The organism is Pantoea hericii (genome assembly GCF_014155795.1).
In the GTDB taxonomy this organism is placed as follows: domain Bacteria; phylum Pseudomonadota; class Gammaproteobacteria; order Enterobacterales; family Enterobacteriaceae; genus Pantoea; species Pantoea eucalypti.
In genome coordinates, this window is sequence record NZ_SCKV01000008.1 from 91518 (window position 1) to 107448 (window position 15931).

Annotated in this window: 15 protein-coding genes; 4 read left to right on the forward strand and 11 right to left on the reverse strand. The window is 54.3% G+C overall.

Annotated elements, in window-relative coordinates:
* Nucleotide 1 precedes the first annotated feature (1 nt).
* The 3 genes from gntK to H7K52_RS16960 form a co-directional block, all read right to left on the reverse strand.
* Nucleotides 2–538 carry a gluconokinase gene (gene gntK / locus H7K52_RS16950; RefSeq protein ID WP_003853059.1) on the reverse strand — a complete coding sequence of 179 codons (537 nt, stop codon included), beginning with the start codon at nt 536–538 and terminating at the stop codon, nt 2–4.
* A 140-nt stretch (nt 539–678) separates the two neighbouring features.
* Nucleotides 679–1674 carry a gluconate operon transcriptional repressor GntR gene (gntR, locus tag H7K52_RS16955; protein WP_003853061.1) on the reverse strand — a complete coding sequence of 332 codons (996 nt, stop codon included), beginning with the start codon at nt 1672–1674 and terminating at the stop codon, nt 679–681.
* 102 nt (nt 1675–1776) lie between these two features.
* The gene (locus H7K52_RS16960) at nt 1777–2472 is read right to left on the reverse strand and encodes a pirin family protein (protein ID WP_003853063.1); all 696 of its coding nucleotides are present in this window, start codon (nt 2470–2472) and stop codon (nt 1777–1779) included.
* A gap of 498 nt (nt 2473–2970) precedes the next feature.
* On the opposite strand from H7K52_RS16960, the gene H7K52_RS16965 reads away from it, so the two are divergent.
* Both H7K52_RS16965 and H7K52_RS16970 read left to right on the forward strand, forming a co-directional pair.
* Nucleotides 2971–4254 carry an HAAAP family serine/threonine permease gene (locus tag H7K52_RS16965; RefSeq protein WP_003853066.1) on the forward strand — a complete coding sequence of 428 codons (1284 nt, stop codon included), beginning with the start codon at nt 2971–2973 and terminating at the stop codon, nt 4252–4254.
* Nucleotides 4255–4314: 60 nt separating this feature from the next.
* Nucleotides 4315–5682, forward strand: coding sequence for an L-serine ammonia-lyase (locus H7K52_RS16970; RefSeq protein WP_003853069.1), 1368 nt, complete (start codon nt 4315–4317; stop codon nt 5680–5682).
* A 78-nt stretch (nt 5683–5760) separates the two neighbouring features.
* Here H7K52_RS16970 and H7K52_RS16975 read toward each other — a convergent pair whose 3' ends face one another.
* Nucleotides 5761–6204: a helix-turn-helix domain-containing protein gene (locus H7K52_RS16975; protein WP_003853070.1), complete on the reverse strand. Its 444-nt coding sequence runs from the start codon at nt 6202–6204 to the stop codon at nt 5761–5763.
* A 500-nt stretch (nt 6205–6704) separates the two neighbouring features.
* Between H7K52_RS16975 and H7K52_RS16980 the strand changes: the two genes are divergently transcribed.
* Nucleotides 6705–7199 carry a GNAT family N-acetyltransferase gene (locus H7K52_RS16980; RefSeq protein WP_039660840.1) on the forward strand — a complete coding sequence of 165 codons (495 nt, stop codon included), beginning with the start codon at nt 6705–6707 and terminating at the stop codon, nt 7197–7199.
* A gap of 250 nt (nt 7200–7449) precedes the next feature.
* Here H7K52_RS16980 and ggt read toward each other — a convergent pair whose 3' ends face one another.
* Nucleotides 7450–9201 (reverse strand): gamma-glutamyltransferase, encoded by a 1752-nt coding sequence (gene ggt / locus H7K52_RS16985; protein ID WP_182630247.1) that lies wholly within the window; start codon nt 9199–9201, stop codon nt 7450–7452.
* A 207-nt stretch (nt 9202–9408) separates the two neighbouring features.
* Here ggt and H7K52_RS16990 point away from each other — a divergent pair, with 207 nt between their 5' ends.
* A complete protein-coding gene (locus H7K52_RS16990; protein WP_003852222.1) occupies nt 9409–9690 on the forward strand; it encodes a DUF2756 domain-containing protein in 282 nt (93 codons plus the stop codon).
* On the opposite strand, the gene ugpQ is transcribed toward H7K52_RS16990, so the two are convergent.
* From ugpQ to livF, 6 genes are all read right to left on the reverse strand, one after another.
* Nucleotides 9687–10430, reverse strand: a complete 744-nt coding sequence (gene ugpQ / locus H7K52_RS16995) for a glycerophosphodiester phosphodiesterase (RefSeq protein ID WP_003852221.1) — start codon at nt 10428–10430, stop codon at nt 9687–9689. The genes H7K52_RS16990 and ugpQ overlap by 4 nt on opposite strands.
* Nucleotides 10427–11500 carry a sn-glycerol-3-phosphate import ATP-binding protein UgpC gene (locus H7K52_RS17000; protein ID WP_003852219.1) on the reverse strand — a complete coding sequence of 358 codons (1074 nt, stop codon included), beginning with the start codon at nt 11498–11500 and terminating at the stop codon, nt 10427–10429. Before H7K52_RS17000 ends, ugpQ begins: the two co-directional genes overlap by 4 nt.
* Nucleotide 11501: 1 nt before the next feature.
* Nucleotides 11502–12347 carry a sn-glycerol-3-phosphate ABC transporter permease UgpE gene (gene ugpE, locus H7K52_RS17005; RefSeq protein WP_078805121.1) on the reverse strand — a complete coding sequence of 282 codons (846 nt, stop codon included), beginning with the start codon at nt 12345–12347 and terminating at the stop codon, nt 11502–11504.
* Nucleotides 12344–13231: a sn-glycerol-3-phosphate ABC transporter permease UgpA gene (gene ugpA / locus H7K52_RS17010; protein WP_182630248.1), complete on the reverse strand. Its 888-nt coding sequence runs from the start codon at nt 13229–13231 to the stop codon at nt 12344–12346. The genes ugpE and ugpA overlap by 4 nt, the downstream gene beginning before the upstream one ends.
* Before the next feature lie 55 nt (nt 13232–13286).
* Nucleotides 13287–14603: a sn-glycerol-3-phosphate ABC transporter substrate-binding protein UgpB gene (gene ugpB / locus H7K52_RS17015; protein ID WP_003852214.1), complete on the reverse strand. Its 1317-nt coding sequence runs from the start codon at nt 14601–14603 to the stop codon at nt 13287–13289.
* A 614-nt stretch (nt 14604–15217) separates the two neighbouring features.
* Nucleotides 15218–15931: a high-affinity branched-chain amino acid ABC transporter ATP-binding protein LivF gene (gene livF / locus H7K52_RS17020; protein WP_008926291.1), complete on the reverse strand. Its 714-nt coding sequence runs from the start codon at nt 15929–15931 to the stop codon at nt 15218–15220.

Consider the following 15931-nt stretch of genomic DNA (forward strand, 5'->3'; position numbering starts at 1 on the left):
TCTAACCCTGGCTGATAGCGTCCTGGATAGTGGCAACCGTAGCTGCCACCACATCGTCCAGTGAATGCGCGATATCCACCACCAGTACATCCGACTCATCGCTGCCTGGCTCTTCCAGCGTGGCAAACTGAGTTACCAGCATCTGCGGCTTGAAGAAGTGGCCTTTACGCGCTTTCAGACGGGCTTCGATAGTGTCGAAATCGCCTTTCAGGTAAACAAAACGCAGGTTGTCATTTCCCTGACGCAGAATGTCGCGATAACTTTTCTTCAGGGCTGAACAGACAATGATAGAGATCGCCTGGGTGCGCTGCATGGCAAACGCGGCATCGTTCAGCGCCTGTAACCACGGCTGACGATCGCTGTCATCCAGTGGATGACCATCGGCCATTTTCAGGATGTTGGCACGCGGGTGGAGAAAATCACCGTCAAGAAAGGCCGTGTTGAGCTGGTGAGAAACCTGGTTGGCGACGGCAGACTTTCCGCTGCCTGAAACGCCCATCAGGATGAAGACGTGATGTGACGGGGATTGCGTTGTCATTTTTCTGCTCCGGCAGGTGAGAATTTGCCAATGTTACCGATAACAATGTCGTTTCTCATTCTCCTGGCCGGTTAACAGCCTGGCAACCTTTTTACCAGGAAAAGCATGAAAGTGTGAGCTGACTCATAAAAACGCCACAATCAGATGCTGCCACCTTCACTGATTTCAAAACCGACATCCAGCAGCCGATTATCGCTGCTTTCACCGGCAATGCGCGCCAGTAGCCGCGTCGCCGCTTCACGCCCCATGCGGTCACGTGGCGTGAGCACGGTCGCCAGTTGTGGCGTCACCACCTGGCTGATGTCATGGCCGTGGAAACCGGCAATGGCCATCTGCGAGGGCACCTGTAATCCCTGCCGCTGGCACTCAAACATCGCCCCGACCGCCAGATCGTCATTGGTACAGAACAGGCTATCCGTTTCAGGATAAAGACGCTGCGCCTCACGCAGCAGATCGCCACCGGCGCTGAATGAAGAAGCCTCTTCCATCATCACGCTGCGTGGCGTCAGTCCCGCTTCGCGCATGGCGATTTCATAACCCTGCTGCTTCTGCAACGTACGTTCATCAAGGCGTGCGCCGAGGTAGACAGTGTGACGATGGCCTTTACTCAGGATAGTCCGCGTCATCTGCCGGGCTGCTTCAACGTTATCAAAGCCGACGGCCATATCCAGGCAGGGTGTGACGCTGTCCATCATCTCTATCACCGGAATACCGGCCACTTCCAGCATGCGCAGCGTGCCTGGCGTATGGGTACGTTCGGTGAGAATCACGCCATCGATGTTCCAGCCCAGCAGCGAGCGCAGTTGCCGCTCCTCTTTTTGCGGGTTGTAACCAAAGTGGGCGACCAGCGTCTGATAGTTCGCTTCGTCGGTGACGGCTTCAATGCCGCGCAATACGTCGGCGAAAACCTGGTTGGTGAGTGACGGCAGCAGCACGCCAATGGCGCGACTGGTGGCGTTAGAAAGCATATCGGGGGCGCGATTGGGGATATAACCCAGCTCATCCAGTGCCACTGCAATCTTGTCCCGCAGGGCAACAGAGACCTGCTCAGGATTACGCAGGTAACGGCTGACGGTCATTTTAGTAATGCCGACGCGATCGGCAACATCCTGTAATACCGGTCTTTTCTTCTTCATCGTAGCGCCTGGGATCGCCCTGAAAGCTAAAGTACGATGAGTCTATCACTTTTCTGTCACAAAATTGCCAACCGGGCGCGATGATGCGCGCCCGTAATCTGCTTAGACCGGTGGCAGATCAAACAGCAGGACTTCTGCAGCCGTGCTGGCTTCAATCGTCAGCGCGCTTTCGTCCCAGATCGCCAGGGCGTCACTGGTTGTCACCGCGTTACCGTTAACAGTCACATTGCCTTTGACCACCTGAATCCAGATACGACGTCCTGCCTCAACGGCGACATTGTCCTGCTCACCAGCAGCCAGTACCCAGCGCGATAAGGTCATGTCCTGATAAACTTTCAGCGACCCTTCACGGGCATCCGGGCTTAACACCAGCTGACGCCCTGTAACATCCGGGAAGCGGCGCTGATCGTAGCGTGGCTCAATGCCGGTACGCTCAGGAATGATCCAGATCTGATAAAGGTGCAATGGCTCGCTTTCACTGGCGTTGTACTCAGAGTGACGTACACCCGTGCCGGCGCTCATGATCTGGAACTCCCCTGCCGGGATCTGCTCTTTGTTACCCATGCTGTCCTGATGCTCAACGGTACCGGAAAGCACGTAGGTCAGGATTTCCATATCTTTATGAGGATGGGTGCCAAACCCCTGACCACCATCGATCACATCTTCATTGATGACACGCAGCGCGGAGAAACCCATGAAGTTCGCATCGTGATAGCTGGCGAAAGAGAAGGTATGCCAGCTATCCAGCCAGCCATGGTTTGCGTGACCGCGTTCTTCAGCTTTGCGTACATAGATCATGTTTAATTCTCCTCAATGTTTTTTATAGTGTGTTCCCGAGGCGGTATGATTGATAGCTGAAAAACTTCACTTCTCTGTTCAAATTCGTTGAACAAAATCGGGCTTCTCACTGAAACAGATCGAAGGAAAAGGAGGTGATGCAGGAATGAAAGATATTAAGGGAAAGCCTGAAATAAAGGTTAATCTGATAAACCCGTAAAATAATGAAAGCCGGATAATCCGCGGTTACTTTATTTTCCGTGTCATCACCCCAGGCTAATTTAGCCTCTGGATTTGACACACACAACGTGATTAACGCATTAAAAATGATACCTTAAAAAATAGAGTCAATAAGGTATTACTTTTGATGCTTTAAAACTTCACCTGTAAATTAAAGAATGTGATCGCCGTAAATAACCCACCTTCATAAATCCCACTAAAATAGCCGATAAATAAAAACCTTTCGTTTTAAACACCCTCCGATTCATTTTATTTTAAATTATTATCAGGAGCCCGATTATGGATGCCGTTCAAAATACGCTGATATCAGATGAAACGCCACGCTGGAGAAGAAGTGATACCGTCTGGATGCTGGGATTATATGGAACTGCAATTGGTGCTGGCGTTTTGTTTTTGCCGATAAATGCAGGCACTGGCGGTTTGCTGCCGTTAATCATTATGGCTGTGCTGGCTTTTCCGATGACATTCTTTGCCCATCGCGGGCTCACCCGTTTTGTTCTTTCCGGCAAAAATCCGGGGGGAGATATTACTGAAGTGGTGGAAGAACATTTTGGTATCGGCGCGGGAAAACTCATCACTCTGCTCTACTTTTTTGCTATATACCCTATCCTGCTGGTGTATAGCGTCGCGATTACCAACACCGTCGACAGTTTTCTCACCCACCAGCTTCATCTGATATCGCCGCCGCGTGCGGTACTGGCTTTCATTCTTATTGTCGGCATGATGGCTATCGTACGCTTCGGCGAAAAAGCTATCGTGAAGGCGATGAGTATTCTGGTGTTTCCGTTCGTGGCCGCACTGATGCTGCTCGCGCTGTATCTGATTCCACAATGGAACGGCGCTATTCTGGATACGCTCTCAATGAGGGGTTCTGAAACGACCGGTAGCGGATTATGGCTCACACTATGGCTGGCTATTCCCGTCATGGTCTTCTCCTTTAATCATTCTCCCATTATTTCATCATTTGCAGTAGCCAAGCGTCAGGAGTACGGCGATCAGGCGGCGTCAAAATGTTCACGCATTCTGGCCTGTGCTCATATCATGATGGTGCTCACCGTCATGTTTTTCGTTTTCAGTTGTGTGCTGAGTCTCTCTCCGGAACACCTGGCGGAGGCAAAGGCGCAGAATATTTCTATCCTTTCCTACCTCGCTAACCATTTTAACGCGCCGTTAATTGCCTGGATGGCCCCCATCATCGCAATTATCGCGATCACCAAATCTTTTCTCGGCCACTATCTGGGGGCGCGTGAAGGTTTCAATGGCATGGTGATCAAATCGCTTCGCAGCAAAGGCAAGTCGATAGAAATCAATAAACTGAACCGCATCACCGCCCTTTTTATGCTGATCACCACCTGGATTGTCGCCACCCTAAACCCCAGCATTCTGGGCATGATTGAAACCCTGGGCGGACCGGTTATCGCCATGATCCTGTTCCTGATGCCGATGTACGCCATTAATAAAGTCCCGGCGATGCGTAAATATAGCGGTCATTTGAGCAATCTTTTCGTCGTCATCATTGGCCTGATTGCTATCTCCGCCATCGCCTTTTCTTTACTTAACTGATGCCGTCGCTTGCCATACTGGTCAGCGCCTCTTTCATATTGCAATCCGCATGGGTGAATCATGATTAGCGTTTTCGATATTTTTAAAATCAGCATCGGGCCATCCAGTTCGCATACGGTGGGCCCCATGAAAGCGGGTAAACATTTTGTTGATACGCTAAAGGAAAAAGGCCTGCTGGATAGTGTGAGCCGGCTGGTCGTGGATATTTATGGCTCTCTTTCCCTGACGGGAAAAGGCCACCATACAGATATTGCGATTATTCTCGGCCTGAGTGGTTATCTGCCTGACACGGTAAATATCGATCAGATCCCCGCCATCATTCGCGACGTGAATACGCAGCAACAGTTACGTATCGAAGAAGGGCACCGGGAGATTGCCTTCCCGGTGGCAGAGTGCATACGCTTTCACAGCGAGTTTCTGCCGTTACATGAAAATGGCATGAGCATAACCGCCTTTTGTGATGGAAAAAGCGTTTACACCCAGACCTATTATTCTGTCGGAGGCGGCTTTATTGTCACCGAAGACGATTTTGGTAAAAGCCTGGATAGCGAAATCGATATTCCCTTCCCCTTCTATTCCGCCCGTAACCTGCTGGCACATTGCCATAGCAATAACCTTTCGGTTTCGGCCGTCATGATGAAGAACGAGATAGCGCGTCATGGTCGCCGTGAGGTCGAAGAGAACATGGCACAACTGTGGCAAACCATGCGCAATGCGATAACACGTGGCATCAGCACTGAGGGCGTCTTACCCGGTCCGCTGAAGGTGCCACGGCGGGCTTCTTCCCTGCATCGCATCCTGGCGCCACTGAGCCAGTCCATTAATCCCCTGAGTGCCATGGATTGGGTGAATATGTTCGCGATGGCAGTGAGTGAAGAGAATGCCGCTGGAGGACGTGTGGTCACCGCACCCACCAATGGCGCATGCGGGATTATTCCGGCGGTACTGGCTTATTATGATCGCTTCATCAAGCCGGTAACGCCTGAACTCTATATGCGCTATTTCCTCACAGCAGGCGCAATCGGCATTCTTTATAAGATGAATGCGTCGATTTCTGGCGCTGAAGTCGGCTGTCAGGGAGAGGTCGGCGTGGCCTGTTCCATGGCGGCGGCGGGACTGGCTGAACTGCTGGGGGCCGATGCGGAGAAAGTCTGCATCGCCGCTGAAATTGGCATGGAGCATAATCTTGGTCTGACCTGCGATCCCGTAGCGGGTCAGGTCCAGGTGCCCTGTATTGAGCGGAATGCGATTGCTGCCGTCAAAGCCATTAACTCAACCAGTATGGCGATGTACCGCACCAGCGATCCCAAAGTGTCACTGGATAAGATTATCGAAACCATGTTTGAAACCGGCAAAGACATGAACGCCAAATACCGTGAAACCGCCCGCGGCGGTCTGGCGATCAAAGTGGCGATATGTGAATCGTAACGATCTGAAAACCGCTGGCTGTGAGGCTGGCGGTTTCTTCATTGCTCCGGTTTTGCTGAAGATGGGCTTTGAGCAGGATTATTTTGATTCGTTTTCGCGGGGCAGACTGGACCAGACCATACTCCGCATTTCAGAGGAGGTGTACCACTCATTTATCGTTGCGCTGACAGACTGCTCAGCAACAGCTTCAGTGTTATTCGCCGCCGGTGACTGGCTGCGCTGTTTTTTTCGGATGCGAATACGTGCAGGTGGCGAGTCGGTAAACTGCGCATTAAAGGTTCGCATATGAGAATCGGACAAAATGGACTCCAGCTGATGCAACCGTCCAAGACCCCGCAATATTCCTATTAAGGTGCTCAGCGTAACGGACTCACCTAACTCTGCCCGTTTAATGGTGGCCGTACCAACGCGTGCACGTTCAGCCAGTTCAATCTGAGAGATCCCAAGCTGCATACGGGTTTCTTTAATTCTGCAGCACAATTCAGCAATTATTGCGCCATCGGAAAGAGTATTAAAACGCATAGCAATATCTCATTGCGGGATATACAGAATAAATTATTGATTAAACCCGCCGGCAAATAAAGAAGATAATTTTAAAATAACAGCACCTGCATCAAAGTAAGTTATTTATTAACAACGTAAGCGATGAAATATAACCTTCAGGCTTTATTTTTATTGAATTATGGCTATGTCTGAAAAGGGGCGAAAAGGGAAACCTGTTCCGTTGTCGGTCAGGCTCATATTACCGGCTTAAAACCAAATGATGAGTGAGCTTACCGCCTCTCTTTTCCAGTCAGTGAGTGGCAGGCAAAAAAAAGCCAGCGGATAAGCTGGCTAAATAATACTGGAAGCAATGTGAGCAATGTCGTGCTTTCTCAGACTGTCGATGACTGCCCGGGAACGCATGACAATAATAATCATTATCATTCGTATCTGTAAAGCTGTTTTCACGTTTTTTTCGCTTGATTATTGTGGTGAATACCTTGATGTTTAAAGGGTTTTTATCGGCAAAAGGAGAGCACATGAGTGACATCGTTATCCGCCACGTTACGCCAGAAGATGCCGCTGCACTGCACAGAATTTATGGTCAGCCAGATACTCAGGCCAGCACATTGCATCTGCCTCACGCATCCCTGCAGATGTGGCATGCCCGTCTCGCTACGCCACAGCCCAATGCGCATCTGCTGGTCGCCTGTATCGACGAAGAGGTTGTTGGTCAGTGTGCGCTGCACGTAGAAGATCGCGCCAGACGCCGTCACGCTGCCTCTTTAGGGATGGGCGTGGATGATCGCTACCGGCAGCGCGGCGTCGGCACGGCGCTGATGCGTGAAATGGTCTCGTTGTGCGACAACTGGCTGCAGGTGAGCCGGATGGAGCTGACGGTGTTTGTCGATAATGGCCCGGCCATCGCCCTTTATCAGCGTTTCGGTTTTGAGATTGAGGGAACGGCTAAAGGCTTCGCTATGCGACACGGTGAACTGATCGACGCGCATTATATGGCGCGGGTTAAAGCCTGACGATTGGAAGCATAAAGGGCACCGAAGGTGCCCTTTATGCTGATAAACCTGCCAGGATTCGCTGTCAGTTAGCGCCTGCGCAGGAAACAGGGTCAGATCGGAAAGATGCAAAAGCTGTCATCCATGACACGCTCGGCCCGCGCCGTCCTGCCGCGGGACGCTTTCCTCTTCTGACCCAGTTCCCTGCACATTGAGCTTATTTATTGCTGTCAGATTCACCTGGGTTTAGGTTTGTCAGCAGTCCTGGAAATTAATAACCCGCACTCAAATCATCAATGCTACGCGGATCAGACGCGCCATACAGCATGCCATCCGGCCCAATCATGATGCTCTGCGTACTGCCCATCGATGGCAGCACCTTCACATGCTGACCTTTGGCTTCCAGCAGACGCAACGTATCAGGACTGAAGCCCTTCTCCACTCGCAGCTGGTCCGGCAGCCACTGATGATGGAAGCGCGGCGCGTTAGTGGCTTCCGCCACATTCATCCCGAAATCGATACTATTTACCACCATCTGCAACACCGTAGTGATAATGCGGCTGCCGCCAGGACTGCCGGTGACCAGCCAGGTTTTGCCGCCTTTGGCGACGATGGTTGGTGACATCGATGACAACGGACGCTTCGCCGGTTGCACCGCATTCGCCTCACCGCCCACCAGTCCGTAGACATTTGGCGTGCCTGGCTTGGCAGAGAAGTCATCCATCTCGTTATTCATCAGGATGCCGCTTTTGCCCGCCACAATTCCGCTGCCGAAATAGGTGTTCAGCGTGTAAGTCACCGCAACCGCATTTCCCTGCTTGTCGACCACCGAGAAATGGGTCGTCTGATTGCTTTCATAAGGTTCGAGCTTGCCGGGTTTGATCTCACTGGAAGGCCGCGCCTTCGCCACATCGATCTGCTGCGCCAGGCTTTTAGCATAGGCTTTACTGGTCAGCGCCTGCCACGGCACCTTCACGAAATCGGGATCGCCGAGATATTCCGAGCGGTCCGCGTAGGCATATTTTTCCGCTTCAGCCATCACCTGCATGGCGTCAGCACTGCCAAAGCCCATCTTCGCCAGATCGAAGTTCTCCAGGATATTCAGAATCTGCACGATATGGATACCACCGGATGAGGGAGGCGGCATTGAGAAGACTTCATAGCCACGGTATGTCCCGCTGACGGGCTTACGCTCGACCGCGCGATAGGCTGCCAGGTCAGCTTTGTTGATCAGGCCGCCGTGTTGCGCCATCTCTCCGGCAATCTCATCTGCAATTTCACCTTTGTAAAAGGCATCCGGTCCCTGACGGGCAATCAATTGCAGGCTGTGCGCCAGGTTCTTCTGCACCAGCCGGTCACCCTTCTGCCACGGTGTGCCGTCCGGTTTATAGAAGATCGCTTTGCTGTTGGGATGGGTAATCAGGACCTCTTTGCCGTAGGTTTTCAGGTCATCCGCCAGTGCGTCATTGACCGGAATACCGTCACGCGCCAGTTTGATCGCCGGTGCCAGCAGAGTGCTCAGCGGCAGGGTGCCATATTTCTGCGCAGCCAGCGCCAGTCCGGCCACAGTGCCCGGCGTACCTGAGGCAAGATGTGATGTCAGCGACAGCTTACTGTCGGCATTACCCTGCTTATCCAGGAACATATCGCGCGACGCGTGGCCCGGTGCCATTTCACGGAAATCAATAGCCGTCGCGCGTCCCGATGCGGTGCGCAGCAGCATAAACCCGCCGCCGCCCAGATTGCCTGCCTGCGGATGGGTCACGGCCAGCGCAAAGCCCACAGCGACCGCGGCATCCACTGCATTCCCGCCCTGACGCAGGATCTCCACGCCGACCTGGGTTGCCATCGCATCCACCGACGCCACCATGCCGTGCTGCGCTTTTACCGGATGAAAGGTGTCACTGTCCACGCCGTAAGAGACCGGCGGTGCCTGAGTGGGTGCGGCGTTCGCCCCTGCCACCACGGTTAAACTCATCACCAGCGACCAGCTAAGCTGACGCACTGTTTGCTGCATTTTCATCCTGCCACCATCCCGTATAGTTATTTACATTTTTTTATCATTTCTGCAAGTCTCTACAAATACAGCAAAATAACCGGGGTTAAGTCAAATCAGGAATACATCTGAAAGTAAGGTCTGTGATATCGGGTAAACTTATGGATGCGACCCTGATATCGGGGTGCGCGATTGTGCACCCAAAACCCTGTCGCGTTTACGGAAGGAGGAGTGATGAAAAAGTGGATAATTGTTTTAGCGGCCCTGCTGCCATTCGCCAGCCAGGCGAACACGCTCAACAGCACCAATGATCCCAATAAACCGGGCTATAACCCGAGCCAGCAGCGGATGCAGTCGCAGATGCAGACCGATCAGCAGCAGCAGCAGCTGAAGCTGCGCCAGGATCAGCAGCGTCAGACGCAGGATATGCAGCGCAAAATGCAGGAACAGCGAAATAGCGCCCAGCAGCGGGTTATTACCTCGCAGCCGGGCCAGCAGAATCAAAACCAGAACTAATGAAAATCGGGGCCAATGATGTCGATGCTGTCAGTACAGATGGCATCGACGCCCCATTTCAGCAATTCCCGCGCCCGATCCGGGTTGTTCACGGTATAAACCAGAATTTTCAGTCCGGCCGCTTTCAGTTCGGCGACCCGCTCAGCGGTCAGCACCTTGTGATTCAGATGGATCGAGACGCAGGCCAGCGCTGTTGTTTTTGCCTGCCACTCGGGATCCCAGCTGTGCGACAACAGACCACGCGGCAGTTGTGGTTCGGCCTGCATTGCTGCCTCCAGCGCCTCAAACGAGAATGAAGAGAGCAACGGCGCGGTCTGTCCCTGCCACAGGATTGCGGCTGCCTGCGCCACCGCACGTCCGGTTTCGGCATCACTGCCGGTGGTCGGTTTGATTTCGATGTTTGCCATCATCTGATGCTGACGGCAGCGTGCTGCCACCTCATCCAGCCGCGCCAGCTTCTCGCCGGTAAACGCCTTATCAAACCAGCTGCCTGCATCGAGCTGCGACAGCTTCTCCCAGGGCAACTGACCTGCCACGCCCCAGCCGTTGCTGGTGCGATCCAGTGTGTCGTCATGCAGCAGGAAGATTTGGGCATCCATTGATAATTTGGCATCAAACTCAATCATTTGATGGCCATATTTCGCACCCGTGTCGATGGCTGCCAGGGTATTTTCCGGTGCCAGTTTACCGCCGCCGCGATGAGCGACGATGCGGGGATAAGGCCAGTGTTGTGTGCTCATTCCAGACGCTTTCCATGGGTTGAATCGAAGAAGTGTAACGCATCTGACGGCAGATGCAGCCACAGCGTACTGCCTGGCTGCGGCCGTTCGCTGTGGGCTAAGCGTACCACCAGTGGCGTCTCCCCGATGCGACCATGTGCCAGATTATCGGCACCCAGCATCTCCAGTGTATCGACCCGCAAAGGCACGCCGCCCTGCTCGCGGCTACTGAGTTGAATATGCTCTGGCCGGATGCCCAGCACCACCGGGCGGTTAGCCCATTTCGCTTTTGTGTCGCTGAGTGGCAGCGCGTGTGAGGCATCAAGCTGGAAGCGCGAGCCGTCACTGCTGAACTGTCCTTTCAGCAGGTTCATGGCGGGCGCACCGATAAACGAGGCCACAAACTGGCTGGCAGGACGTTCATATACGTCGACCGGCGTGCCAAGCTGCTCGACCACGCCTTTGTTCATCACCATCACCCGCTGTGCCAGCGTCATCGCCTCGACCTGATCGTGCGTCACATAGAGACTGGTGGTCTGTAAGCGGCGGTGCAGCTGCTGCAGCTCCAGCCGCATCTGCACCCGCAGGCGGGCATCAAGATTCGACAGCGGCTCATCGAACAGAAACACCGCCGGTTCACGTACGATGGCGCGACCCATCGCCACGCGCTGGCGCTGACCGCCCGAGAGTTCGCGAGGCCGACGCATCAGCAGGTGATCCAGTTCCAGGCTGCGCGCTGCGTCCAGCACCCGCTGGCGAATCTGCTCTTTGCCCATGCCGCGGATTTTCAGGCCATAGGCCATGTTCTCCTCCACCGACATGTGGGGATAAAGCGCGTAATTCTGGAACACCATCGCAATGCCGCGATCTTTTGGCTCTTCCTGAGTGACGCGCCGGTTGTCGATGTAGATATCACCGGAGCTGACGCGCTCCAGTCCGGCTACCATGCGCAGCAGCGTCGATTTACCGCAGCCGGATGGCCCCACCATCACCATAAACTCGCCGTCATTGATGGTGACGTTCAGCGGCTGAATGATCTGATTTTTGCCATCGTAGGACTTGGTTACTGCCTGAAGGGTTACGCCTGCCATCTTATTTCTCACTCTCAACCAGACCGCGCACAAAGGCACGCTGCATGACTAACACCACCACCAACGGCGGGATCAGGGTTAATAACATTGCCGCCATCACTTCATTCCACTGGGTCGGCGATCCACTGGTGGAGATCATACTTTTGATCCCCGCCACCGCTGTGCCGAGGCTGGCGTCATTGATGATCAGCAGCGGCCAGAGATACTGGTTCCAGCCGTAGATAAAGGTGATGACAAACAGCGCCGCCAGATTGGTTTTCGACAGCGGCAGAACAATGTCGATAAAGAAGCGCATTGCGCTGGCACCGTCGATACGCGCCGCTTCTACCAGCTCATCCGGCAGCGACATAAAAAACTGACGGAACAGGAAAGTCGCGGTGGCCGACGCCATCAGCGGCAGGGTTAATCCGCTGTAGCTGTCGAGCATATTAAGGTCGGCTATCACCTGCACCGTGGGGAAGATACGCACCTCAACCGGCAGCATCAGGGTGATGAAGATCAGCCAGAAAAAGAGCGACCGCAGCGGAAAGCGAAACCAGACCAGCGCAAACGCCGACAGCATCGACACCGTAATTTTGCCGAAGGTGATGCCCAGCGCCATGATCATGCTGTTGAGCAGCATCAGGCCAAACGCTGGTCCGCTGCCGTTGACGCCCTGCGTCCAGATGCGCGAGATGTTCTCCCACAGGTGCGTGCCGGGCACCAGGGTCATCGGCACCTGATAGACCGCCTCGTTATCCAGCGTTGCCGCCACAAAGGCGACATAGAGCGGAAAGAGGATAGTGAGCACGCCCAGCACCAGCACGATGTGGCTGAAGATATCCAGCCCGCGTCGATTCTCAATCATTGGTATTGCACCTTACGTTCAACAAAGCGGAACTGAAGCACCGTCAGCCCGATCACCAGCAACATCAGCACCACCGACTGCGCCGCGGAAGAGGAGAGATCCAGACCGGTAAAGCCTTCGCGATAGATTTTGTAGATCAGCGTGGTGGTCGCCTGCACCGGCCCGCCGCCGGTTGCGGCATCGATCACCGGGAAGGTATCGAAGAAGGCGTAGATCAGGTTCACCACCAGCAGGAAGAAGCTGACCGGCGTGATCAGCGGCAGTGAGAGGTTGAAGAAGCGACGCACCGGTCCGGCTCCGTCGATGGCAGCGGCTTCCACCAGCGATTTAGGGATAGATTGCAGTGCGGCAAAGAAAAACAGGAAGTTGTAGCTCATCTGCTGCCAGATCGAGGCCAGCACCACCAGGAACATCGCCTGACCGCTGTTCTGCGCGAAGTTCCAGTTGTAGCCGACGTGGTTCAGCAGGTAGCTGAACAGACCCAGGCCAGGGTTAAACAGAAACATCCACAGCACCGCAGCCACCACCGGCGCAACGGCGTAAGGCAGTAGCAGCAGGGTCTGATAGAGGCGGCGGAGTCGTACCACATAATCCACCAGCGCCGCCAGCAGCAGCGAGAAGACCATGCCGAACACCGTGACCATGCCGCTGAATTTGATGGTGGTCCAGAACGAATCCAGATAGTAAGGATCGGCAAATAGCCGTCTGAAATTTTCCAGCCCGACAAAGCTGCTGGAGATGCCAAAGGGATCGAGGCTTTGCAGCGAGTACCACAACGCTTCACCCGCAGACCAGAGAAAGAAGATGGCGGTAATCAGCAGTTGCGGCAGTACCAGAAGATAGGGCAACAGGCTGGTGCGAAAGACCGGACGGGATGAAGACATGGCATACCTGGCGTCAGAAAGAGCGGGCCAGCCTGAGCGGGCCCGCAGGAAGAGATTACTTCACCTGCTGCTGAAAGCGGCGCAACAGCTCGTTGCCGCGTTTCACGGCGTTATCCAGTGCGCTTTGTGGCGACTGTTTGCCGGTCCAGACACTTTCCAGCTCTTCGTCGATCACGGTACGAATCTGCGGCATATTGCCCAGACGCATGCCTTTAGTGAAGGGCAATGGCGGCTTGTTCATCATCTGGCGGGTCGCGATATCCGCACCCGGATTTTTGTCGTAGAAGCCCTGCTGTTTCGTCAGCTCGTAGGCGGCGGTCGTAATCGGCAGATAGCCAGTTTTCTGGTGCCATTCCGCAGCGATTTCCGGTTTAGCCAGGAACTGCATGAACTCAGCTACGCCTTTGTACGTTGCTGCATCTTTGCCTTTCATTACCCACAGGCTGGCTCCGCCAATCAGGGCGTTCTGCGGCGCATTCGGTACGGTGTCGTCATACGGCATCATGCCAACGCCGAAGTTGAATTTGGCGTAGTGACGGATATCGGCCAGCGAACCGGATGAGGCGGTGGTGATACCGCAATCGCCGTTATAGAACTTGGCGGTGGATTCATCTTTGCGGCCAAAGTAGGTGAAGTCCCCTTTCTTGTTCATCGCTTCCAGCAGTTCGATATGACGAACCTGCACCGGCTTGTTGAACTCCAGCACCGCATCGAGTCCGTCAAATCCGTTGTTTTCCGTCGCGACCGGCAGAGCATGCCAGGCACTGAAGTTTTCAATCTGGATCCAGCCCTGCCAGCCGCTGGCGTAGCCACAGCTCATGCCCGATTTACGCAGTGCGGCGGCATCTGTCGCCAGCTCCTGCCAGGTTTTAGGCGGCTGGTCCGGGTTCAGGCCCGCTTTTTTAAAGGCGTCTTTGTTGTAGTAGAGCACCGGCGTCGAGCTGTTGAACGGCTGAGAGATCAGCTGACCTTTGCTGTCGCTGTAGTAGCCCGCCACCGTTGGCACGAACTGTTTTTCATCGAAGGGAATGCCGGCGTCTTTGAATACCTGATGCACCGGCACAATCGCCTTTGAGGCCATCATGGTCGCCGTACCGACTTCATAGACCTGCAGCACCGCTGGCGCTTTGCCGCTGCGCACGGCCGCAATCCCTGCTGCCAGGCTCTGCTCGTAGTTACCTTTGTAGGTCGGAACAATTTTGTAATCGGGATGCGTCTCGTTAAAACGCTGTGCCAGCGAATCCACTTCTTTGCCAAGCTCGCCTTCCATGGAGTGCCAGAAAGGGATCTCAGTGGCGGCCATGGCATGGCTGCTGAGCGTCAGACCGAGCAGCGCGCTCATCAGGCTACGACGAAAGGTAACGACGGACATAGAATTTTCCTGTGCAGGTAAATACGCGTGAAATCACGGATTTCTGTTTCGCGAAGTAACATGACACGGAGAAATGACGGATTAATAACAGGGAGATGACAGCCGGATGACAGGCGAAAAAGAGGAAAAGCGGAGCAGCTAACTATTGTTGAGATTGTTGACAAAGTCTGGCTTGCTTTAAGACTGTGCCCTGCACAGAGAACACGGTCAGATCGGAAAGACGCAAAAACCGTCATCCATGACACGCTCGGCCCGCACCGTCCATGGCGCGGGACGCTTTCCTCTTCTGCCCGTGTTCCCTGCGCGTTAAGTTTATGTGTTGCGGCCAGATTCACCTGATTTGAGTTTGTCAGCAGCCTGAGCTGCTATACATCATTATTACGTCGAATTTATTACCAGAAGCTGCAACGGCCTCTGGCAATGGCAGAACTTGCCCCTACTTTCAGGCAAATTTGAAGGCCGTAGGCACCACCACCCACACCGACACTCAAGGCCGTCGGCGTCGCAGGCAGTTCGGCACCGGCCAGCGCACAGCATCCGGAGCGTACTGAAGTACGTGAGGAATGCGAGCACTGCCCGGTGTCGAAATGGCAAGTAAGCCAGGCCTCTAAACCTTAAGCGCCGAGGTAAGCGCTGCGGACGGCTTCGTTGGAGAGTAGCGCTGCACCTGTGTCTTCGAGCACCACATGCCCGTTCTCCAGCACATAGCCCCTGTCCGCCAGCTTCAGCGCCTGGTTCGCATTCTGCTCCACCAGGAAGATCGTCATCCCCTCGCTACGCAGTTGCTCAATAGTGTCGAAGATCTGCTGAATAATGATCGGTGCCAGCCCCAGTGACGGCTCATCCAGCAGCAGCAGTCGCGGCTGGCTCATCAGTGCACGGCCAATTGCCAGCATCTGCTGTTCGCCGCCTGACATGGTGCCAGCGCGCTGGATTTTACGCTCTTCCAGACGCGGGAAGAGTTCATAAACGCGTTTGATCCGCGTCAGATAATCCGGACGGCTGGCAAAAAAACCGCCCATCGCCAGGTTCTCTTCCACCGTCATGCGTGAAAACACCCGCCGGCCTTCCGGCACGATGGCAATCGCTTCACGCATAATGCGCGCCGTTTGCCAGTCAGTGATGGCTTTGCCATCAAAGGTAATGGTGCCCTGCGTGGCGCGTGGCTCACCGCACAGCGTGCCCAGCAGCGTGGTTTTTCCGGCGCCGTTAGCGCCAATCAGGGTAACGATTTCGCCCTGATTGATATAGAGGCTGACATTGTGCAGCGCCTGAATTTTGCCGTAGTGGGCGCTGACGTTCTCAATGGTTAACATCGCATTTGCCAT